We start from the raw sequence: 19,756 nt of genomic DNA on the forward strand, positions 1-19,756 counted from the left end.
GAGGGGCGACGAGAAAGGAAGTGGGTGACATGGCCCGCATCGTTGGTGAGGTGATGACCGTCGACGTCGTCGAGGCGCACCCGGAGACGTCGTTCAAAGACGTCGTGCGGCTGCTGGACCGGCACCGGATCAGCGGGCTGCCCGTCGTGGATGACGACGACAAGGTCGTGGGGGTGATCTCCGAGACCGATCTGATCCACCGCCAGACCGCCCAGCCGACGGGTACAGGGGCACGGCGGTTTCGGATGCTCCCGCTGGGACGCGCCGCCCGTCGCGCCGATGCCCTCGCCCGCGCGGGTACGGCGGCGGAGCTGATGTCGACGCCCGCGATCACCGTGCATCCGGAACAGCGGATCGCGGACGCCGCGCGCGTGATGGAGCGTCGCGGCGTCGAGCGCCTGCCGGTCGTGGACGAGGAGGACCGGCTGATCGGCATCGCCACCCGGCGCGACCTGCTGCGGGTGTTCCTCCGCACGGACGACGAGATCCGTCAGGAGGTCCACGCCGAGGTGATGCCCCGCGCCCTCGGGCTGCCGGCCCACGGCGTGGCCGTCTCGGTCCGGGACGGCATGGTGACGCTGGAAGGGGCTGTGCAACACCGCAGCGACATTCCGCTCGCGATCCGGCTGACGTACCGAGTGGACGGGGTGGTCGGTGTCGTCAACGGCCTGACCTTCCGCGTCGACGACACCCGCCCGTCCGAGAAGCCTCCCGCCCCCGGTCCCCGGCACGACTAGAGCCGCGACAAGCGGGACATCCGGCCCGGCCGGCCTGGGGCCGGTCAGCCCTTCGCGGGGACCAACGGGACCTGGGTGGGAAGAGGGCGACGAGAGACGCTGCTGGTGGGAACGGTCCCCGTCACATCCCCACGGTTCCGCTCCCCCTTCCCGCACCGCCACCCGTGCGGCGCGGCCCTTCCGACGACGGAGGCTCGCCCAGATGACCCGCCACGACGACCGCAGCGCGACCACCGGCCCCGCCGCCACGCCCTCCGACACCGTCATCGCGGTGGACCGGCTGGTGACGAACGGTCTCAAGGCGCTGACCGACTACGAGGCGCTCGATCAGGAGCAGGTCGACCACATCGTGAAGAAGGCCTCGGTCGCTGCCCTGGACCAGCACACCGCGCTCGCGCTGCTCGCGGTGGAGGAGACCGGGCGCGGCGTCTTCGAGGACAAGGCCGCCAAGAACATGTTCGCGTGCGAGTACGTCACGCACAGCATGGGCCCGATGAAGACCGTCGGCGTCATCGCCCGCGACGACATCGACGACATGATCGAGGTGGCCGAGCCCGTCGGTGTGGTCTGCGCGGTCACGCCCGTCACCAACCCGACCTCCACCACGATCTTCAAGGCGCTGATGGCGCTGAAGACCCGCAATCCGGTGGTGTTCGCCTTCCATCCCTCCGCCCAGCGCTGCAGCGCGCAGGCGGCCCGCGTCGTGCGCGACGCGGCGGTCGCCGCAGGCGCGCCCGAGCACTGCGTGCAGTGGATCGAGACCCCGTCCGTCGAAGCGACCGGCACCCTGATGCGGCACCCCGGCGTCTCCCTGATCCTCGCCACCGGCGGCAACGCCATGGTGAGGGCCGCCTACTCGGCCGGAAAGCCGGCCCTCGGCGTGGGGGCCGGCAACGTGCCCGCCTATGTCCACCGGAGCGCGGATGTGCGCCGGGCCGTCAACGACCTGGTGCTGTCCAAGTCGTTCGACAACGGCATGATCTGCGCCTCCGAGCAGGCCGTCATCCTGGACGAGGAGATCCACGACGCGGTCCTCGCCGAATTCCGCACCCTGCACGCCCACGTGGCCACCGCCGAGGAGAAGGCGAAGCTGGAGACGTACCTATTCCCCATAGGCGCCGCCGGTTCGGGATGTGAGCCCAAGGTCAACTCCGCGGCCGTCGGGCAGAGCCCGTCCTGGATCGCCGAGCAGGCCGGATTCTCCGTTCCGGAGAACACCTCGCTCATCCTGGTCGAGGCCGACCGGGTCGGCCCGCAGGAGCCCCTCACCCGGGAGAAGCTCTGCCCCGTCCTCGCCGTCCTTCGCGCCGGCTCCGTGCAGCAGGGCTTCGACCTGGCCGCCGACATGGTCGCCTTCCACGGGCAGGGCCACAGCGCCGTCATCCACACCGGGGACCTCGGACTGGCCGAGTCCTACGGAAGGCGCATGAAGACCGTACGGATCATCGTCAACGCCCCCTCCTCACAGGGCGCGATCGGCGGCATATACAACAGCCTGCTGCCGTCGCTGACGCTGGGCTGTGGCTCCTGGGGCAGCACGTCGGTGTCCAACAACGTCTCCGCCGCCCAGCTGCTGAACGTCAAGCGCGTGTCCATGCGTCGCAACAACCTGCAGTGGTTCAAGGTCCCCCCGAAGATCTACTTCGAGCCGCAGGCCATCCGCTACCTCGCCTCCATGCCGGACGTCCACCGCGTCACCGTCGTCACCGACGCGACCATGACCCGCCTCGGCTTCGTCGACCGGGTCGAGCGTGTACTGCGGCGACGCCGGGAGCCCGTCACCATCCAGGTCATCGACAACGTCGAGCCCGAGCCCAGCATCGACTCCGTCCGGCGCGGCGCCCGCCTCATGGGCGACTTCCGCCCCGACACCATCATCGCCCTCGGTGGCGGCTCCCCCAGGACGCGGCCAAGGTGATGTGGCTGCTGTACGAGCAGCAGGCCGAGGGCAAGGACGTCGACTTCGCCGACATGCGGCACAAGTTCTCCGACATCCGCAAGCGCGCCTTCCGCTTCCCCGTCCTGGGCAAGCTGGCCCGTCTGGTGTGTATCCCCACCACGTCCGGCACCGGCGCCGAGGTGACCCCGTTCGCCGTCATCTCCGACCCCGCGACCGGCAAGAAGTACCCGCTGGCCGACTACGCGCTCACGCCGAGCGTGGCCATCGTCGACCCGCTGCTCACCACCGGACTGCCCCGCGCGCTGGCCGCCGACAGCGGCTTCGACGCCCTCACCCACGCCATCGAGGCGTACGTGTCCGTGTACGCGAACGACTTCACCGACGGCCTCGCCCTGCACGCGATCCGGCTGGTCTTCGACAACATCGAGGCGGCGGTCAACGACCGCGCGGCCCGGCCCCGGGCACAGGAGAAGATGCACAACGCCGGCACCCTCGCCGGCATGGCGTTCGGCAACGCCTTCCTCGGCATCGTCCACGCCATGTCTCACACCCTCGGCGCCACCTTCCACATCGCGCACGGCCGTACCAACGCCGTCCTGCTGCCGCACGTCATCCGCGACAACGGCACGGTCCCCACCAAGCTCACCGGGTGGCCCAAGTACGAGAGTTACCGCGCCCCCGAACGCTTCCAGGACATCGCCCTCACGCTGGGTCTGCCCGCCGCCACCCCGGCGGACGGCGTCGAGTCGCTGGCCTCGGCGGTGGAACGGCTCCGTGACGCCGTGGGCATCGAGCCCACGTTCCAAGCTCTCGGTGTCGACGAGGTGTCCTTTCTGGGCGCCCTGCCCCAGCAGGCCCTGAACGCCTACGAGGACCAGTGCGCGCCCGCCAACCCGCGGATGCCCATGCTCGACGACATGCGGGGGCTCATGCGGGCGGCCTACTACGGCCCGGGCGAGCGCACCGACGCCGCCGCTCCGACGAACTGACCGAGCCCGACGTGGTTCACCCGCGATGTGCGCCACCACGGCAGCCGGCCGCGTCCCGCGCGGAAGACCGCCCCGAGGCGACGCCGAACCTGTCCGCCGTAACGAAGGAGGGACACCGAATGACCATCGACCACACCCAGCAGTCACCCCCGGTCCGGCCGCGCTGCGACGGCGCCGTGGACGAGAAGACCCTGGCATACGCCCGGGCGAAGGTCGGCTTCCTCGGCAGGCCGGGTCTGCCCGTCGTCACCGGCGAGGTGCACATCGCGCGAGCGGCAGCCCACCACTCAGGCCACCCGTGGTCGGCCACGGCCGACCTGCGCGTCGGCGGTCGTCAGGTGGTCGCGGTCGCCGAGGAGGCGACGGGCACGGAGGTCGTCGACCGGCTCCAGGGCGACTTCGCCGGCAGACGGACAAGGCGGCCCAGGCCTGGGCCGACGGACACCGGACGGCTGCCCCGCCCTGGCGCGGTGGGAGCGGACGTCAGGTCCCGCCGCGGGATCCGGCAGCGCGGCGGAGGACTCCCGCACGGCGTGAGTCCGCAGTGACATCGGGCCCGGTCGGTCACGGTCCACCGACCGGGCCGCCGGCCTGCCCGCCACCCGCGGGCGGACACCGCCGGGACACGACCGCCAGGGCCGTCCGGACCGGTGAGGTGACCAACGGCCCACTGACGGGGCCCTACGCGGCAGTAAATCGTGGGATGCGCGGTTCCCGACCTACGGGCGAGCACGAGGAGTTGTGTGATGGCGAAGGCATATCTGGTGGGCAGCGGCATCGCGGCACTCGCCGCGGCGACGTTCCTGATCCGCGAAGGCGGCTTCGAGGATCCGACATCCACCTCTTCGAGGAACAGCGGACCGTCGGCGGCAGTCTGGACGCGGGCGGCACACCGGACACCGGCTACACCATGCGCGGCGGGCGGATGCTCGAGGCCGAGTTCCGCTGCACGTACGACCTGTTGTCCGGCATCCCCACTCTCGACGACCCCGCCGTCTCCGTGACCGAGGAGATCCTGGCCGGACACGAGGACTTCGCCTGGGACGACATCGCCCGTCTCGTCGACGGGAACGGCAAGATCGTCGACACGGCCTCCATGGGTTTCTCCGAGCGTGATCGACTGGAACTGGTGCGCTGTCTCGCCACCCCCGAAGGGCACCTGGACGGCAAGCGAATCACCGACTGCTTCGGCGAACACTTCTTCACCACCAACTTCTGGTTCATGTGGTGCACCACCTTCGCCTTCCAGCCCTGGCACAGCGCGATCGAGTTCCGCCGCTACCTCAGGCTCTTCATCCACCTGTTCTCCGAGTTCGCCACCATGTCGGGCATCCACCGGACCCGCTACAACCAGTACGACTCCATCGTGCGACCGCTGACCTCCTGGCTGCGCGAGCGGGGAGTCACCGTACACACCGGCTGCGGTGTCACCGACCTCGGGTTCACACCGGGCATCCGCAGCGGGACGGTCAAAACCCTCTACCTGAGCCGGAAGGGCCACGACGAGAAGATCACCATCGCGCCCGAGGACCTGGTCCTGGTCACCAACGGCTCCATGACCGACGCCTCCAGCCTCGGCTCGCACACCTCCGCGCCCCTACCCGCCCCGCACCGCTCCGACGCCTGGCTGCTGTGGCACCGGCTGGCCCGCGGACGCGGGAACTTCGGCGACCCGGCCGCCTTCGACAAGCACGTCAAGGAGTCCCGCTGGGAGTCGTTCACAGTCACCGCGAGGGACCCCTCCTTCCTGAAGGCACTCGAGGAGTTCAGCGGCCGTCCCGCCAGCAAGGGCGGCCTGATGACCTTCACCGACTCCAACTGGCAGCTCACCATCGTCGCCAACCGCCAGCCCGTCTACCGCGACCAGCCCGAGGACGTCTCCGTCTGGTGGGGCTACGGCCTGTTCCCCGGCCGCGCCGGCAACCACACACCCAAGCCGATGACGATGTGCACCGGCCGCGAGATCCTCGAAGAAATCCTGCACCACCTTCCGTTCGGCGAACGGACCGCGGCCGGGGTCCTGGAGACGTCCACCGTCGTGCCCTGCGTGATGCCGTACATCACCAGCCAGTTCCTGGTCCGTCGCCGCGGCGACCGGCCCCGGGTGGTCCCGGAGGGGGTCGTCAACCTCGCCTTCATCGGGCAGTTCGCCGAGGTGCCCGACGACGTCGTCTTCACCGTCGAGTACTCCGTACGAACCGCCTGGCCGGCGGTGGCGCAGCTCCTGAGGCTGGACAGCCAGCCGCCGGACGTCCACAAGGGCCACCATGATCCCCACGTGCTGGCCGCCGCTCTAGAAACCATGCACCGCCGGTAGGTCACCGGACGACCGGGGGACGTCCGGCCCACGATCGGGGACCGTCGCACCTGTGGGCACACAGCGGTCCGAGAGACAGTGAAGACAGGAGCGGCACCGATCCCCCGCGGTGTCGCTCCGTTCGCATCGCCGCGCCGTCAGCCGCGCAGGCAGGGACCACCGGACGCCGGCCCGGCCGAACGGCCCTGGTGCGAGAGACTTCCACGCGGTTCGAATGGCGCGGTCAGGACCACGGCCACGGCGGAAGACAGAGAACCGTGAGTGACGAAACGATACGGACAGCAGCCATGGTCGACGACGACCGATCGAACGTCCCGGAAACACACCGGAGTGCCGAGTTGGACGGCGTCGAGGCGCTACGGCTCCTGGGCAGCGTCTCCCTGGGGCGAATCGTCTTCACCCGGCACGCCCTGCCGACCGTCCGGCCCGTCAACCACGTCCTGGTCGACGGTGACATCGTCATCCGCACCCACGGTGACGCCGCGCTGACCCGGTACACCCGCCAGACCGGGGGCGAGGGGGCCGTGGTCGCCTACGAGGCCGACGACATCGACCCCGACACCCATCTCGGGTGGAGCGTCGTCGTCACGGGCTATGCGCGGCTGGTGACCGACCCGGACGAACTGGCCCGCTATCGGGCTCTGTTGCGTCCCTGGGTGTCGGAGAGGATGGATCAGGCCGTCCGCATCAGCCCCGACCTGATCACCGGGGTTCGCCTCACGCCCCACGATCCGGCCTCGTCGGCCTGAACGGCGTCGTTCGTGCGGCACCCGCCGGAGTTCAGTGAGGCAGGCGCACGCCGTACAGGGTGTGTCCGCCGACGAGTGCGCGTCCGGTGATCAGTTCCGGGGCGATGCGCACGAACACCTCTTGAGGCGCCGGCACCCAGGGACGCGGTCCGTTCCGCAGCAGCCGTGCGTGCTCGGCCGGGTCGGTCACCGCGGTGGCCGCTCCCGTGACCACGACACTCCAGCCGGAGTGGGTGGTGACGTCGACCTCGTCGGCCTCGAAGGCGACCACCGCTCCGTCGATCGCGTGCACCAGTTCGGAGGAGGCCGAGGTGCGCACCAGCACCGCGGCGTCGTGGTCGAGACAGAAGTTGACCGGCAGGACGGCGGGCAGTGCCCGCCGGGTGTACACGACGCGCCCCACAGGCACCTTGGCGAGCAGGCGCAGACACTCCTGCCGGTCGAGTTCACGGAATCCGTCGTTGGCGTACATCTGCCTTCCCGTCTCTCACCTGACAAAGCGGTGTGGCCGGTCCCCGGCCGCCTGGGAGTGCCCCTCTCCTCAGGCCGCCCGGACGGCGACCTCCTCGTGCGGCCGGCCGCCGAGCACCACCTTGAGGGCTCCGGTGTCCGCGGCCCGGGCGAAGACGTCGTACGCCTCCTCCATCTTCTCCAGCGGGAAGGTGTGGGTGACCAGTTGCCCGGTGGGCAGTCGGCCCGCGGCGGCCATGCGGAGCAGGGTGGGCGTGGAGTGGGTGTCCACCAGACCGGTCGTGATGGTCACGTTCTTGATCCACAGGTCTTCGAGGTGCAGGGTCGCGGGCTTGCCGTGCACGCCGACGTTGGCCACATGCCCGCCGGGCCGCACCACGCGGGTGCACAGTTCGAAGCTCTCCGGCACGCCGACCGCCTCGATGACCACGTCCGCGCCGAGTCCGTCGGTGAGATCGGCGATCAGCTGCTCGGGGTCCTCGCCTGCGTGTGCCACGGCGTCGGCTCCGAACCGTTTGGCGGCCTCCAGACGGGACGCGGCCAGGTCGACGGCGACGATGCGCTCGGGCGCGAACAGGCGCGCCGTCGCGATCGCCGCGAGGCCGATGGGGCCGGCCCCCACGATGGCGACGGTGTCGCCCGGGCGCACGTGCCCGTTGAGCACGCCCACCTCGTAGGCGGTCGGGAAGATGTCCGCGAGCAGGACGGCGTCCTTGCTCTCCACCGCGCTGGGCAGGGCGTGCACGGACAGGTCGGCATAGGGGACGCGGACGTACTCGGCCTGGGTCCCGTCGATCAGGTGCCCCAGGATCCAGCCTCCGCCGCCCCGGCACTGGCCGTAGCTGCTCTCGCGGCAGTAGCGGCAGCGGCCGCAGGCGCTGATGCAGGAGACCAGCACGCGGTCGCCCGGACGTACGGTCCGGACGTCGCTGCCGACCTCCACGATCTCGCCGACGGCCTCGTGGCCCAGGACCGTGCCCGGACTCACCTCGGGCACGTCGCCTTTGAGTATGTGCAGGTCCGTGCCGCAGATGGTGACGGCGCCGACCCGCACGATGGCGTCGGTGGACTCCTTGACGGCAGGGTCCGGGACCTCCTCCCAGGCGGACTGCCCGGGGCCGTGGAAGACGAAGCCTTTCATGACGCTCCTCACCAATGTGTGTCGGATTGCCGATCGCCCCGCACCTCCAGCTTGTTCCGTAACCACCCGACCCGCTTGGGCCGTCCGGCCCCATCGGCTGCCGGACGGGCCGCAACGGGCCCCACACACTGTCGGTGGCGCGACCGTCATCGGCCCGCAGGGCGAGATCGTCTCCTGGCGGTGCCCACGCTCGCGGCGCGCATGGACCCACTGGCCGCCGGGCCGGGCGTGCTGTGGTGCGCGCGGCTCGCTTCCGATGCCCGGCTCCGCGGGCCGTTCGGCCCCTCCCCCTGAGGGAGGGTGCACGACAGGCTGAAGCCGCGAAGGTGCGTGTCCCGCTGCGCCGGAGAGGCCTACCGCGATGGAACGAGTGATCCTTGTCTGTACCGACCCGTCGTCGCACGGCCGTTCCGCGGTCGACTGGGCCGAGCGGGAGGCCCGACTGCACGGTCTGCCGCTGTGTGCGGTCCCCGGCTCGGCGCCGGACCCGAGCCGGGTGGCCATGGTCGTGGGCAACATCCCTGACGAGGCGGACGCCACAGGCCCCCCTCTCGGCTCCCGTTCGCCGGTGGCCGTCCGGGCTTGGGACTGTCCGCTGGTGCTCGTTCCGGACGGACCCGCATCCACTCACCGTTCCGGCAGGGTCGTCCTCGGAGTGGACGCCCGAGCCCCCTCTGGCGCCGCGATCGACTTCGCCTTCGCCAGCGCCCGGGTACGAGGTGCGCTCCTGCACGTCGTGCACTCCTGGTCGCTCTCTTCCTGTGCCGCCGAGTGGCCCTTCGCCCTGCCCGAGACGGAGCGTGCGACCTGGGAGGACCACGAGGTGCAGTGCCTGGCCGACGTGCTGCGTCCGTGGCGCGAGAAGTACCGGGAGGTGCCGGTGCTCGAGGACGTCGTCCTCCTCACGCCGGATCAAGCGCTCCTGCACCGCTGCGAGAGCGCCGAACTGGTCGTGGTGGGCCGGCAGCCCGGTGCGGAGTGCGGCAGCGTCGCCCGGGCCCTCCTGCGCGCCGCGACCTGCCCGGTTGCCGTGGTGCCGGCCCGATGACTCCACGAGTCGGCCCCGATGCCGGGTTCGCGCCGGGCATCGGGGCCGACCTGCATGAGCCGAACGACTCCTCTCGCTCTCCTCCGCGTGCGTCGGCCTCCTACGCGTGCGTCAACTCGTCGGCGATGCCGTGCGCCCATGCCTGGATCACACCGAAGTCCCGGAAGTCGCCGCCCTTCCCGGAGCGGAGGATCATCCCGGCCACTCGCCCCCTGGCGCCTTCCTCCAGGCATCCTCCGAAGGTGACGTGCTCCCGGGCATCCAGTCGGATCACGGCCCGCCGCACGCCGCGCACGGGCGGGATGTCCCGCTCGGAGGCCGAGGCGTCGAGCGGTCCGCTGCTGAACAACCACACCGGACGCTCCGCGAGCACGGCGCGGTGCCGGCGGACGAACCGCCGCGCGTCCTTGTGCCAGCGCCCCCCGTAGAGCCCGCCGCCGACCACGACGGCGTCGTACCGGGCCACATTCGTCACGGATTGGGCCGGGCGCGACTCGACCGTCAGCCCGTCCTTGCGCAGGACGTCAGCGACGGCTTCGGCGATCTCCGCGGTGGATCCGTTCGTCGTTCCGTAGGCGACCAACACGGTGTCGGTCATGGCGGTCCGCCTCCTCTCACATTCGGCGCAGCCAGTCGTCGGCCACGCCGTGCATCGCCTGCCCCTGTTGCTCGGTGCGCAGGTGAGCGTCGTCCAGCCGGTAGGTGAGCTTGCCGATCACCTCGACCACCCCGTCGATCCGACGGGTCATGGCGAGGGCGATCTCCGTCTCGCTCTTGCGTTCCATGTGGCCGGTGAGGGTGACGACGCCCTCCGCCACGGAGACCTCGACGCTGCCCGGCGGCAACCACAGAGCGCGCACCAGGACTTCCTCGATCACCACGTCGCGGATCTCCTTGTCGGGCCGCAGGAAGACCTGGAGCAGCTCGCGGCGGGTCACGATCCCGACGAGCCGGTCCTCCTCGTCGAGGACGGGCAGCCGTTCCACGCGCCGCTGCGCCATGGTGCGGGCGGCCTGGACGATGGTGTCGTCGGCGTGCACCGTGACGGGCGGCCGCGTCATCAGCTCACCGGCGGTGCGGGCCGTGCCTTTGGCGGCCTGACGCCTGGCGCCTGGTGTCAGCGCGGTGAGCCCCGCATGACGCTTCGGCTCGTACGGGTCGGCTGCGGTCGCCTGGTGCATCATCAGGTCCGTTTCGGACAGCACACCGACGACCCTCTCGTCCTCGTCGACCACCGGCAGTCCGCTGATCCGGTGGGTCGCCAGCAACCGGGCCACCTCCTTGAACGGTGTGCCGTGCTCGGCGCGGACGACGTCCGTAGTCATCATGGAGCCGACCTTGTGGTGCCTCATGGTCGTTCCCTCCTCAGCGCAGTCGGCGCAGATACGGGTCCTGGGGGCGACGCGGCAGCAGGCGTACCCGTGCGTCGAGCACGGTGACGCCGCCCGGTGTCGCCAGGACGGGGTTGAGGTCGGCCTCGGCCAGTTGCGGCAGGTCCGCCGCCATCCGGGACAGCCGCAGCAGTAGCTGTTCCAGTTCCTCGAGGTCGACGGGGGAGTTTCCGTTCGCGCCCACCAGCAGCGGGGCCCACCGCGGCGAGATGATCAGCTCGTGCACGTCGCGGTCGGTGAGCGGGGCGAGGCGGGCCGCGTGGTCGGCGAGCACCTCGGTGGCCGTGCCGCCCAGCCCGAACAGGACCAGCGGTCCGAAGACCTCGTCCTGGGCCACGCCCGCGAACAGCTCGGTGCCGCGGGCGGCGAGGGGTTGCACGACCACGCCGGTCATGAGTCCGGCGAAGCGGGTCTCCAGGTCCCGGAACGCGGCCCGCACCTGGGAGTCACCGCGCAGGTCGAGGTGGACGGCGTGCTGCTGGGTCTTGTGCAGGAGTCCGGGCCAGTGGGCCTTCATGACCACCCGGCCGTCGAAGCCGCGCAGCCGGGAGGCGGCGAGCACGGCGTCGTCCTCGGTCTCCGCCCAGGCCCAGGGGGTCTGTGGGATGCCGTAGCAGGCCAGCAGGTCGGCGCAGGTGCGCGGGTCGAGCCAGCCGCCGTCGGAATGCGCCGCCAGGTACTCCGCGACGACGGTGCGGGCCCGCCCGGTCTCGGTGTCGTCGAGATCCGGGACGACGCCGGCGGGCCGGGCGAGCCATTCGGCACGCTCGGCGGCGTGGGCCAGTGCGCGGGCGGCCGCCTGCGGTTCGGCGTACGAGGGGATCGTGGCGCCGTCGGCGGCGGGGAGCAGCCGTACGGACCGGTCCTGCTCCAGACGTACGGCGAGCACGGGCCGCGCCCGCCGTCCGGGAGCCGCGGTGAGGGCCCGCGCCAGGTCGTCGCCGGTGGCGGCGGCGAGCGCCGTGGGCACGAGAGCCACCACGACAGCGTCGATGCCGGGGCACCGGGTGAGGCGGTCGACGCACTCGGTGAGCTGCTCCTCGGACACGGTGGCGGTGGCGTCGACGGGATTGCCGATGGCGGCGCCGTCCGGCAGCACACCGAGCAGTTCGTCGATCATCGCTGGAGTGAAGGGGGGCAGCGCCAGTCCCGCCTCCGCGCAGGCGTCGGCGGTGAGCACTCCTGCGCCGCCCGCGTTGGTGACGATCGCGACGCGGCTGCCTTCCGGCAACGGCTGTGAGTGGAACAGGGCGGCCGTTTCCAGGAGTTCGCCGACCGAGCGGGTCGCGGTGATGCCGGCCTGGGTGAACAGTGCGCCGCGGGTCATGGTGCGGGTGGCGGCGGCCGCTGTGTGCGAGGCAGCCGCCTTGCGACCCGCCTCGGTACGGCCGGCGTCGACGGTCAGTACCGGGATGCGGCGGGTCACGCGCCGGGCGGTACGGGAGAAGGCGCGCGGGTTGCCGAAGGACTCCAGGTGCAGCAGGGCGAGGTCGGTGCGGCCGTCGCTCTCCCACCACTGGAGCATGTCATTGCCGCTGACGTCGTACTTGTCGCCGAGGGAGGCGAAGGACGAGACGCCGATGCCCAGCCGGGACAGTCCGTCGAGCAGCGCGATGCCGACTCCGCCGGACTGCACGGCGACACCGGCCGTCCCGGGGCGGGGATGTTCGGCGGCGAAGGTGGCGTCGAGGCTCAGTCCGGCTTCCGTGTTGGAGACGCCGAGGCAGTTGGGTCCGACCAGCCGCATGCCGTAGGTACGGCATGCGGTCAGCAGGGTCCTCGCCTGAACGTGGTCGAGTCCGGCGGTGACGACGACGAGCGCGCGTACCCCGGCCCTTCCGCACTCGTCGGCGACGACCGGGACGGCGGCGGCCGGGACGGCCACGATCACCAGGTCGGGCGTCTTCGGCAGCTCCGCGACGGACGGATGGGCCGGCACGCCGAGCACCGAGGTGACGCAGGGGTTCACGGCGAACAGGCGATGGGTGAAGCCGCCGGTCTGCAGGTGGTGCAGGACGGCCCGGCCCACTGATCCGGGCGTGCGTCCCGCGCCGACCACGGCGACCACGGACGGTCGCAGCAGGGGCAGCAGGCTGGCGATGTCGGCGGACCGGCCCCGGGCCTCGACGGCCGACAGGTATGCGTCGTCCTGGTCGAGGTGGACGGTGCAGCGCACCTCCGGCCCCTCGAAGCGGCGGGAGGTGCGCAGACCGAGGTCGGCGAACAGGCGGAGCACCTCGTGGTTCTCGCTGAGCGCGTCGGCGGTGAAGGTGGTGATGCCCTCCGCCCGCGCCGCCGAGACCAGGTGCTCGACGAGCAGGGTGCCCACGCCCCGGTGGTGCAGGCCGTCGGCGACGGCGATGGAGATCTCCGCGCCGTCCTTCTCCCCGCCGGTGTCGTATTCGGCCAGCCCGATCACCGCGCCGTTCGCCTCGGCCAGCAGGGCCCGGTAGCCCGGGCGCGCGGAGGCGCAGGCCCGGTCGGCCGCCATGGCCGCGGAGCGCCGGCTCGCCGCGAAGAACCGCAGGCGGAGGTTGTCCTGCGACATCTCCCCGTAGAGCCCCCGCAGCTGGTCGTGGTCACTCGGCAGCACCCGTCGTATGCACACGGTGGTGCCGTCCGCGAGCAGGGCGTGGACCGAGGATCGGTCGAGCAGGTCGTCCGTCATCGCTGGTCTCCTCCATGGCTTCCCGTACTTCGATCGTCCGGCGGGGCGGCGGCGGAGCCCATGGGCTGTGCGGGGCCACCCCGGGGCCGGTCGGCCCTTTCGCCGCGGCCGGCCGGCCCCGGCACACCGAACGATCAGCGCGTCATTCGTCCGCCACCAGCGCCGTCAGGTCCAGGAGGCGGTTGGTGTATCCCCATTCGTTGTCGTACCAGCCGAACACCTTGGCCAGCGTGCCGTTGGCCTGGGTCAGCGCCGGGTCGAAGACGCAGGACACGGGATCGCCGATGACGTCGCGGGACACGATCGGGGCCTTCGACACGCGCAGGATGCCGTTCAGCGGGCCCTCCGCGGCCTCCTCGAACACGGCGTTGATCTCGTCCGCGGTGGTCTCCCGGCCAAGGACGACGGCCAGGTCGGTGAGCGAGCCGTCCTCCACGGGCACCCGGACCGCGATCCCCTCCAGGGCCCCGGCCAGCTCCGGCAGCACCAGGCCCACGGCACGGGCGGCTCCGGTGCTGGTGGGGATGATGCTCAGGGCTGCCGAGCGGGCCCGGCGGAGGTCCTTGTGCGGGCCGTCGAGCAGGGACTGGTCGTTGGTGTAGCCGTGGATGGTGGTCATCATGCCGCGTTCGATGCCGAAGGCGTCGTGGAGCACCTTGACCATCGGGGCGACGCAGTTGGTGGTGCAGGAGGCGGCGGAGACGATCCGGTCGCGGTGCCGGTCGTAGACGTTGTCGTTGACGCCCATCACGATGGTGGCGTCCACACCCCTGCCGGGGGCCGACAACAGCACGGTGTGGGCTCCGCCCTTCAGGTGCAGGGCCGCGGAGTCGCGGTCGCGGAAGCGGCCGGTGGACTCGACGACGATGCCGGCGCCGTAGTCGGACCAGTGCAGGGCGGCCGGGTCGCGCTCGGCGGTGACCTCGATGCGTCGCCCGTCGACCGTGATGGAGCTGTCGTCGTGCTGGACGTCGCGTCCGATGCGCCCGAACGTCGAGTCGTACTCGAGCAGGTGGGCCAGGGTGGCGGGTGAGGTGATGTCGTTGACGGCGACCACCTGGGCGACCTGGGTCCCTTCCTCGGCCCGGTCGAGGGCCGCGCGCAGATAGGTGCGGCCGATGCGGCCGAAGCCGTTGATGCCGACGCGTACGGGCATGGCGGTGGGTTCCTTCCCGGGCGTGGGGAGGTTCAGGAGTTCCAGGTCCAGTCGGCGACTTCGGGCAGGTCGGTGCCGTGCTCGCGGATCCAGGACTGGTGGCGGGTACGGGCGTCGGCCATCTCCTGGCGTACGGCGGCGGCGCGCACCGCGAGGCCGGGGACCCGGTCGACGACGTCCATGACGAGCCGGTAGCGGTCGAGGTCGTTGCGGACGACCATGTCGAACGGCGTGGTCGTGGTGCCCGACTCCTTGTAGCCGCGCACGTGCAGGTTGCGGTGCCCGGTACGGCGGTAGGCGAGGCGGTGGATCAGCCAGGGGTAGCCGTGGTAGGCGAAGATCACCGGCTTGTCCTGGGTGAACAGTCCGTCGTACTCGAAGTCGCTCATGCCGTGCGGGTGTTCCTCCCGAGGCAGGAGCCGGGTCATGTCGACCACGTTGACCACGCGGACGGCGAGGTCCGGCAGGTGTCGGCGCAGCAACTGCGCGGCGGCCAGCACCTCCAGGGTGGGCACGTCTCCGGCGCAGGCGAGGACGACGTCGGGCTCGCCGCCGTTCTCCGTGCCGGCCCACTCCCAGATCCCGGCGCCGCGGGCGCAGTGCGCGCGGGCGGCGTCCATGGACAGCCAGTCGAAGGACGGCTGCTTGCCGGCCACGATCACGTTGACGTAGTCGCGGCTGCGCAGGGCGTGGTCGGCCACCGACAGCAGGGTGTTGGCGTCCGGCGGCAGGTAGACGCGCACGACGTCCGGGCTCTTGTTGAGGACGTGGTCGACGAAGCCGGGGTCCTGGTGGGAGAAGCCGTTGTGGTCCTGACGCCACACGTGTGAGGTGAGCAGGTAGTTGAGGGAGGCGATGGGGGCGCGCCACGGCAGCTCCCGGGATGTCTTGAGCCACTTGATGTGCTGGTTGACCATCGAGTCGACGATGTGGACGAACGCCTCGTAGCAGGAGAACAGCCCGTGCCGGCCGGTCAGCAGGTAGCCCTCCAGCCAGCCCTGGCAGGTGTGCTCCGAGAGGATCTCCATCACCCGGCCGTGGTGTTCGAGGTGTTCGTCGACCGGCAGGTGTTCGGCCTGCCAGGCCTTTCCGCTGACGTCGAAGACGGCCTGGAGCCGGTTGGAGGCCGTCTCGTCCGGTCCGACGAGGCGGAAGTCCCGGCGTCCGCCGGTGTCCTTCATCACCTGGGCGAGGAGGTCGCCGAGCACACGGGTGGGCTCGTGCAGGGTCGTGCCGGGCTTGTCGACGGGCACCGCGAAGTCGTCGAGCGGGGCGAGAGGGAGGTCCCGGACGAGCAGTCCGCCGTTGGCGTAGGGGCTCGCGCCCAGCCGCTTGGTGCCGTCGGGGACGCAGGCGAGGACGTCCGCGACGGGCCGGCCGTCGGAGCCGAAGAGCTCCCGGGGCCGGTACGAGCGCAGCCACGCCTCCAACTGGCGGAGGTGGTCGGGGTTTTCGCGAACGCCCGCGAGCGGCACCTGGTGGGCGCGCCAGGTGCCCTCGACGGGCTCGCCGTCCACCTCGGCGGGCCCGGTCCAGCCCTTGGGCGTACGCAGCACGATCACGGGCCAGTGCACGCGCTCGGTGACGCCGTTCTCGCGGGCGGTCCGCTGCATCACGGCGATGCGGTCCAGCGCCGTGTCCATCGCCGCCGCCATCGCCCGGTGCACCCGGGCGGGGTCGTCTCCGGTGACGTGGATCGGCTCGTGCCCGTAGCCGCGCAGCAGCTGGTCGAGTTCGGCCTCCGGAAGGCGGGAGAGCACCGTCGGGTTGGCGATCTTGTAGCCGTTGAGGTGCAGGATCGGCAGCACCGCGCCGTCGTGGACCGGATCGAGGAACTTGTTGGAGTGCCAGGCGGCGGCCAGCGGGCCGGTCTCCGCCTCACCGTCGCCGATCACGCAGGCGACCAGCAGGTCGGGGTGGTCGAACGCGGCTCCGTAGGCGTGGGCCAGCGAGTAGCCGAGCTCGCCGCCCTCGTGGATCGAGCCGGGCGTCTCCGGGGCGACGTGACTGGGCACACCGCCCGGGAAGGAGAACTGCCGGAACAGCCGCGCCATGCCCTCCCCGTCCCGCGACACGTCCGGATAGGTCTGGCTGTAGCTGCCCTCCAGCCACGAGTTGGCCAGGATCGCCGGACCCCCGTGCCCAGGCCCCCACACGCACAGCGCGTCCAGCCCCCTGGCCTTGATCACCCGGTTGAGGTGGGTGTGGACCAGGTTGAGGCCGGGCGAGGTGCCCCAGTGGCCGAGCAGCCTGGGCTTGATGTGCTCGGGGCGCAGGGGCTCGGTGAGCAACGGATTGGACATCAGGTAGATCTGGCCGGCGGTGAGATAGTTGGCGGCGCGCCAGTGCGCGTCCAGGGTGCGCAGTTCCTCGTCGGAAAGTACGGTGGCGTCCTGGTGTTCGACCTTGGACATGAGTGAGACTCCGGAAGTCGTCGGCGTAGAGGTCATCGGGCGGTGGAGGCGGCATGGCCGGCAAGAAGGCGGCGACACTGCCGCGCAAGGCGTACGAGAAGGAACTGCTGCGCCTGCAGACCGAGTTGGTGAAGCTGCAGGAATGGGTGCGGGCGTCGGGCACCCGGCTGGTGGTCGTCTTCGAGGGACGGGACGCGGCGGGCAAGGGCGGCACGATCAAACGGGTCGCCGAACACCTCAACCCGCGGGTGGCCACGATCACGGCGCTCCCCAAGCCGACCGAGCGCGAGCGTACGCAGTGGTACTTCCAGCGGTACGTCGAGAACCTGCCGGCGGCCGGGGAGATCGTGCTGTTCGACCGGTCCTGGTACAACCGGGCCGGGGTCGAGCACGTGATGGACTTCTGCACGAAGGAGGAGCACCAGCTCTTCCTGCGCCAGTGCCCGATCTTCGAGCGCATGCTGGTCGAGGACGGCATCCTGCTGCGCAAGTACTGGTTCTCGGTGAGCGACACCGAGCAGCAGGAGCGCTTCCGGCGCCGCCTCGATGATCCACTGCGGCGCTGGAAGCTGTCCCCGATGGACCTCGAGTCGATCACCCGCTGGGAGGCGTACTCCCGGGCCAAGGACGAGATGATGGTGCACACCGACATCTCCGAGGCGCCCTGGTACGTGGTCGAGAGCGACGACAAGCGCCGGGCACGGCTGAACATGATCGCCCATCTGCTGGACTCCGTGCCCTACCGTGATGTGCCCCCGGCCGTCCTCGAGCTTCCGAAGCGACCGGAGTCGACCGGCTACGTGCGCACCTCGCGCGATCTGCAGACCTACGTCCCCGACCACGCGGCGAATCTCTGAGGAGCCGGCCACCACTGTCACACCCGCTCGGGTACGACGGCGACGGCGCAGGCGGCGTGGTGCAGCACCGCGTGGGCGACGCGCCCCAGCTGAAGCCCGAGGTGCCCCTGGTCGCGCCGGGCGCCGACCACCAGGAGGTCGGCCTCGTGGGAGGCGGCCAGGAGCACCCTGCGGGCGGGGCCCTCCTCTGTGCGACCGCGTAGTTCCACATCCGCGGGCGCGTCCTTCAGCGCCTGCTCCAGGGCCTCGACGGCCTGCTGTTCGTGCAGTCTGGCGGGTTCCCCGACGAGCAGGGGGTGGTCGGTGGTCTCGTGCGCGGGGCATCGCCAGGCGCGTACGGCGTCCAGGGTCGCCCGGCGCAGCCTCGCCTCCTGGACGGCGAAGCGAAGTGCGGCGGAGCCCGGCCCGGTCTCGCCGACACCCACGACGACGCGGCCGTGGGCTGTGGCCCGGCCCTGGTTGTCGTCGCCGCCGCGCAGCACGATCACCGGGCAGTCCGCGTGAGCGGCGACGGTCAGGCCGACCGACCCGAGCAGCACCTCCAGGAGGCCGCTGCGACCGCGGGTGCCGAGCACCAGCGCGGAGGCGTTGCGTCCCTCCCGGACGAGGGCGTACTCGGGTTCCTCGGGCAGCACGTCGGTGGAGACGTCGACGTCGGGCCGACGCAGGCGGAGCCGCTGTGCGGCGGTCCGCACGATGTCCTCGGCCGTGACCTGCTCGGCCGGCTTGCCGAAGTCGGCCGCGAGGGACTCGCCCTCGTACCGTTCCCAGAGCGAGGCGTACACCAGGCGCAGCGGGGCGCCGCGCAGGGCGGCCTCGTCGGCCGCCCAGTCGGCGGCCCGCAGGCTCGGCTCGGAGCCGTCCACGCCGACCACGATCGGAAGGTCCATCGTCCTCACCGCCCCGCGCCCATGTCGAAGACGATCCGGGCCTTGACCTCACCGCGCAGCACCTCGTCGATGGAGTCGTTGACGGAGACGAGGGGGCGGGCCTCGTAGATGACTTTGGTGCGGCCGGCCGCGTGCAGCTGGAAGACCTCGGCGAGGTCCTGCCGGGTGCCGACGATCGAGCCGATCACGGAGGTGCCGTTGAGCACGGTGTCGAAGATGGGCACGCGGACCGTGCCGTGTGCCGGCAGGGCCACCATGACCAGCTTGCCGCCGCGTCGCAGCCCGGAGTTGACGGCCTCGAAGGCCGCGTCGTTCACCGCGAGCGCGATGGCGGCGTGGGCTCCGCCGTGCTGCTTGAGCACCTCGCCGACGTTGTCCTTGCGAGCGTCGATGAGGAGGTCCGCGCCGAGTTCGGCGGCGAGTTCGAGCTTCTCGTCGGTGACGTCGATCGCGGCGACGGTGGCACCGGCGATCTTCGCGTACTGCACGGCGAGGTGGCCGAGGCCGCCGATGCCGGAGACCGCGACCAGTTGGGTGGGCTTGACGTCGGCGACCTTCAGCGCCTTGTACGTCGTCACGCCCGCGCAGGTCAGCGGGGCGGCGTCCAGGGCGGTGATCCCGTCGGGCACGCGCTGCGCGAAGTCGGCCCAGGCCAGCATCTTCTCGGCGTATCCGCCGTCGCAGCCGTAGCCGGTGTTGACCTGCTGCTCGCACAGGGTCTCCCAGCCGGACAAACAGTGCTCGCACCGCCCGCAGGCCCTGCCGAGCCAGGGCACGGCGACGCGCTGCCCGACGGACAGGTGGGTGACGCCCTCGCCGAGCGCCTCCACCAGGCCGACGCCCTCGTGCCCGGGGACGAACGGCGGGTTCGGCTTGACCGGCCAGTCGCCGTGCGCCGCGTGGATGTCGGTGTGGCACAGTCCGGACGCCTCCACCCGGACGCGGACCTGGCCGGGGCCGGGCTCCGGGTCGGGACGCTCCTCGATGACGAGGGGTTCGCCGAACGCTCGTACGACCGCTGCCTTCAT

The 19,756-nt window shown here is 71.3% G+C and carries 14 protein-coding genes and 2 pseudogenes; 7 read left to right on the forward strand and 9 right to left on the reverse strand.

The genetic code is table 11. The annotated features are described in order from the left end of the window. The first annotated feature begins 29 nt into the window (after positions 1 to 29). The 5 genes and pseudogenes from OG985_RS06500 (at position 30) to OG985_RS06520 (ending at position 6,692) form a co-directional block, all read left to right on the forward strand. On the forward strand, positions 30 to 737 hold the full coding sequence (locus OG985_RS06500) for a CBS domain-containing protein (RefSeq protein WP_371667256.1): 708 nt from the start codon (positions 30 to 32) through the stop codon (positions 735 to 737). 202 nt (positions 738 to 939) lie between these two features. Continuing rightward, positions 940 to 3,626 (forward strand): annotated as a pseudogene (adhE, locus tag OG985_RS06505) (bifunctional acetaldehyde-CoA/alcohol dehydrogenase). A 119-nt stretch (positions 3,627 to 3,745) separates the two neighbouring features. Further along, positions 3,746 to 4,174: a hypothetical protein gene (locus OG985_RS06510; RefSeq protein WP_371667257.1), complete on the forward strand. Its 429-nt coding sequence runs from the start codon at positions 3,746 to 3,748 to the stop codon at positions 4,172 to 4,174. Positions 4,175 to 4,372: 198 nt separating this feature from the next. Then, positions 4,373 to 5,943: pseudogene (locus tag OG985_RS06515) on the forward strand (oleate hydratase). A 287-nt stretch (positions 5,944 to 6,230) separates the two neighbouring features. Continuing rightward, complete coding sequence (locus OG985_RS06520) at positions 6,231 to 6,692, forward strand: pyridoxamine 5'-phosphate oxidase family protein (RefSeq protein WP_371667258.1); 462 nt, start codon at positions 6,231 to 6,233, stop codon at positions 6,690 to 6,692. Between the two features lie 31 nt (positions 6,693 to 6,723). Here OG985_RS06520 and OG985_RS06525 read toward each other — a convergent pair whose 3' ends face one another. Both OG985_RS06525 and OG985_RS06530 read right to left on the reverse strand, forming a co-directional pair. Continuing rightward, entirely contained in the window at positions 6,724 to 7,164 is a 441-nt protein-coding gene (locus OG985_RS06525) for a pyridoxamine 5'-phosphate oxidase family protein (protein ID WP_371667259.1), read from the reverse strand. A 69-nt stretch (positions 7,165 to 7,233) separates the two neighbouring features. Continuing rightward, positions 7,234 to 8,304, reverse strand: coding sequence for a zinc-dependent alcohol dehydrogenase family protein (locus OG985_RS06530; RefSeq protein ID WP_371667260.1), 1,071 nt, complete (start codon positions 8,302 to 8,304; stop codon positions 7,234 to 7,236). 361 nt (positions 8,305 to 8,665) lie between these two features. On the opposite strand from OG985_RS06530, the gene OG985_RS06535 reads away from it, so the two are divergent. Continuing rightward, entirely contained in the window at positions 8,666 to 9,352 is a 687-nt protein-coding gene (locus OG985_RS06535; protein ID WP_371667261.1) for a universal stress protein, read from the forward strand. Between the two features lie 100 nt (positions 9,353 to 9,452). On the opposite strand, the gene OG985_RS06540 is transcribed toward OG985_RS06535, so the two are convergent. The 5 genes from OG985_RS06540 to OG985_RS06560 form a co-directional block, all read right to left on the reverse strand. Next, positions 9,453 to 9,950 carry a flavodoxin domain-containing protein gene (locus tag OG985_RS06540; protein WP_371667262.1) on the reverse strand — a complete coding sequence of 166 codons (498 nt, stop codon included), beginning with the start codon at positions 9,948 to 9,950 and terminating at the stop codon, positions 9,453 to 9,455. 16 nt (positions 9,951 to 9,966) lie between these two features. Then, positions 9,967 to 10,704 (reverse strand): CBS domain-containing protein, encoded by a 738-nt coding sequence (locus OG985_RS06545; protein WP_371667263.1) that lies wholly within the window; start codon positions 10,702 to 10,704, stop codon positions 9,967 to 9,969. Positions 10,705 to 10,717: 13 nt separating this feature from the next. Then, positions 10,718 to 13,411, reverse strand: coding sequence for a GNAT family N-acetyltransferase (locus OG985_RS06550; protein ID WP_371667264.1), 2,694 nt, complete (start codon positions 13,409 to 13,411; stop codon positions 10,718 to 10,720). Positions 13,412 to 13,553: 142 nt separating this feature from the next. Then, a complete protein-coding gene (gene gap, locus OG985_RS06555) occupies positions 13,554 to 14,567 on the reverse strand; it encodes a type I glyceraldehyde-3-phosphate dehydrogenase (RefSeq protein WP_371667265.1) in 1,014 nt (337 codons plus the stop codon). A gap of 32 nt (positions 14,568 to 14,599) precedes the next feature. Continuing rightward, a complete protein-coding gene (locus tag OG985_RS06560; RefSeq protein WP_371667266.1) occupies positions 14,600 to 16,981 on the reverse strand; it encodes a phosphoketolase in 2,382 nt (793 codons plus the stop codon). A gap of 53 nt (positions 16,982 to 17,034) precedes the next feature. Between OG985_RS06560 and ppk2 the strand changes: the two genes are divergently transcribed. Further along, positions 17,035 to 17,838 carry a polyphosphate kinase 2 gene (ppk2, locus tag OG985_RS06565; protein ID WP_371667267.1) on the forward strand — a complete coding sequence of 268 codons (804 nt, stop codon included), beginning with the start codon at positions 17,035 to 17,037 and terminating at the stop codon, positions 17,836 to 17,838. Between the two features lie 17 nt (positions 17,839 to 17,855). On the opposite strand, the gene OG985_RS06570 is transcribed toward ppk2, so the two are convergent. Both OG985_RS06570 and OG985_RS06575 read right to left on the reverse strand, forming a co-directional pair. Beyond that, positions 17,856 to 18,728, reverse strand: coding sequence for a universal stress protein (locus OG985_RS06570; protein WP_371667268.1), 873 nt, complete (start codon positions 18,726 to 18,728; stop codon positions 17,856 to 17,858). 5 nt (positions 18,729 to 18,733) lie between these two features. Then, positions 18,734 to 19,756, reverse strand: a complete 1,023-nt coding sequence (locus OG985_RS06575; RefSeq protein WP_371667269.1) for a zinc-dependent alcohol dehydrogenase — start codon at positions 19,754 to 19,756, stop codon at positions 18,734 to 18,736.

The organism is Streptomyces sp. NBC_00289 (assembly GCF_041435115.1).
Classification (GTDB): domain Bacteria; phylum Actinomycetota; class Actinomycetes; order Streptomycetales; family Streptomycetaceae; genus Streptomyces.

Coding starts and splice junctions, on each gene's coding strand:
- OG985_RS06560 (WP_371667266.1), bottom strand. CDS start 16,981: ATGTCCAAGGTCGAACACCAGGACGCCACCGTACTTTCCGACGAGGAA.
- OG985_RS06550 (WP_371667264.1), bottom strand. CDS start 13,411: ATGACGGACGACCTGCTCGACCGATCCTCGGTCCACGCCCTGCTCGCG.
- OG985_RS06520 (WP_371667258.1), top strand. CDS start 6,231: ATGGTCGACGACGACCGATCGAACGTCCCGGAAACACACCGGAGTGCC.
- OG985_RS06525 (WP_371667259.1), bottom strand. CDS start 7,164: ATGTACGCCAACGACGGATTCCGTGAACTCGACCGGCAGGAGTGTCTG.
- OG985_RS06540 (WP_371667262.1), bottom strand. CDS start 9,950: ATGACCGACACCGTGTTGGTCGCCTACGGAACGACGAACGGATCCACC.
- OG985_RS06570 (WP_371667268.1), bottom strand. CDS start 18,728: ATGGACCTTCCGATCGTGGTCGGCGTGGACGGCTCCGAGCCGAGCCTG.
- OG985_RS06530 (WP_371667260.1), bottom strand. CDS start 8,304: ATGAAAGGCTTCGTCTTCCACGGCCCCGGGCAGTCCGCCTGGGAGGAG.
- OG985_RS06535 (WP_371667261.1), top strand. CDS start 8,666: ATGGAACGAGTGATCCTTGTCTGTACCGACCCGTCGTCGCACGGCCGT.
- ppk2 (WP_371667267.1), top strand. CDS start 17,035: ATGGCCGGCAAGAAGGCGGCGACACTGCCGCGCAAGGCGTACGAGAAG.
- OG985_RS06500 (WP_371667256.1), top strand. CDS start 30: ATGGCCCGCATCGTTGGTGAGGTGATGACCGTCGACGTCGTCGAGGCG.
- OG985_RS06510 (WP_371667257.1), top strand. CDS start 3,746: ATGACCATCGACCACACCCAGCAGTCACCCCCGGTCCGGCCGCGCTGC.
- gap (WP_371667265.1), bottom strand. CDS start 14,567: ATGCCCGTACGCGTCGGCATCAACGGCTTCGGCCGCATCGGCCGCACC.
- OG985_RS06575 (WP_371667269.1), bottom strand. CDS start 19,756: ATGAAGGCAGCGGTCGTACGAGCGTTCGGCGAACCCCTCGTCATCGAG.
- OG985_RS06545 (WP_371667263.1), bottom strand. CDS start 10,704: ATGAGGCACCACAAGGTCGGCTCCATGATGACTACGGACGTCGTCCGC.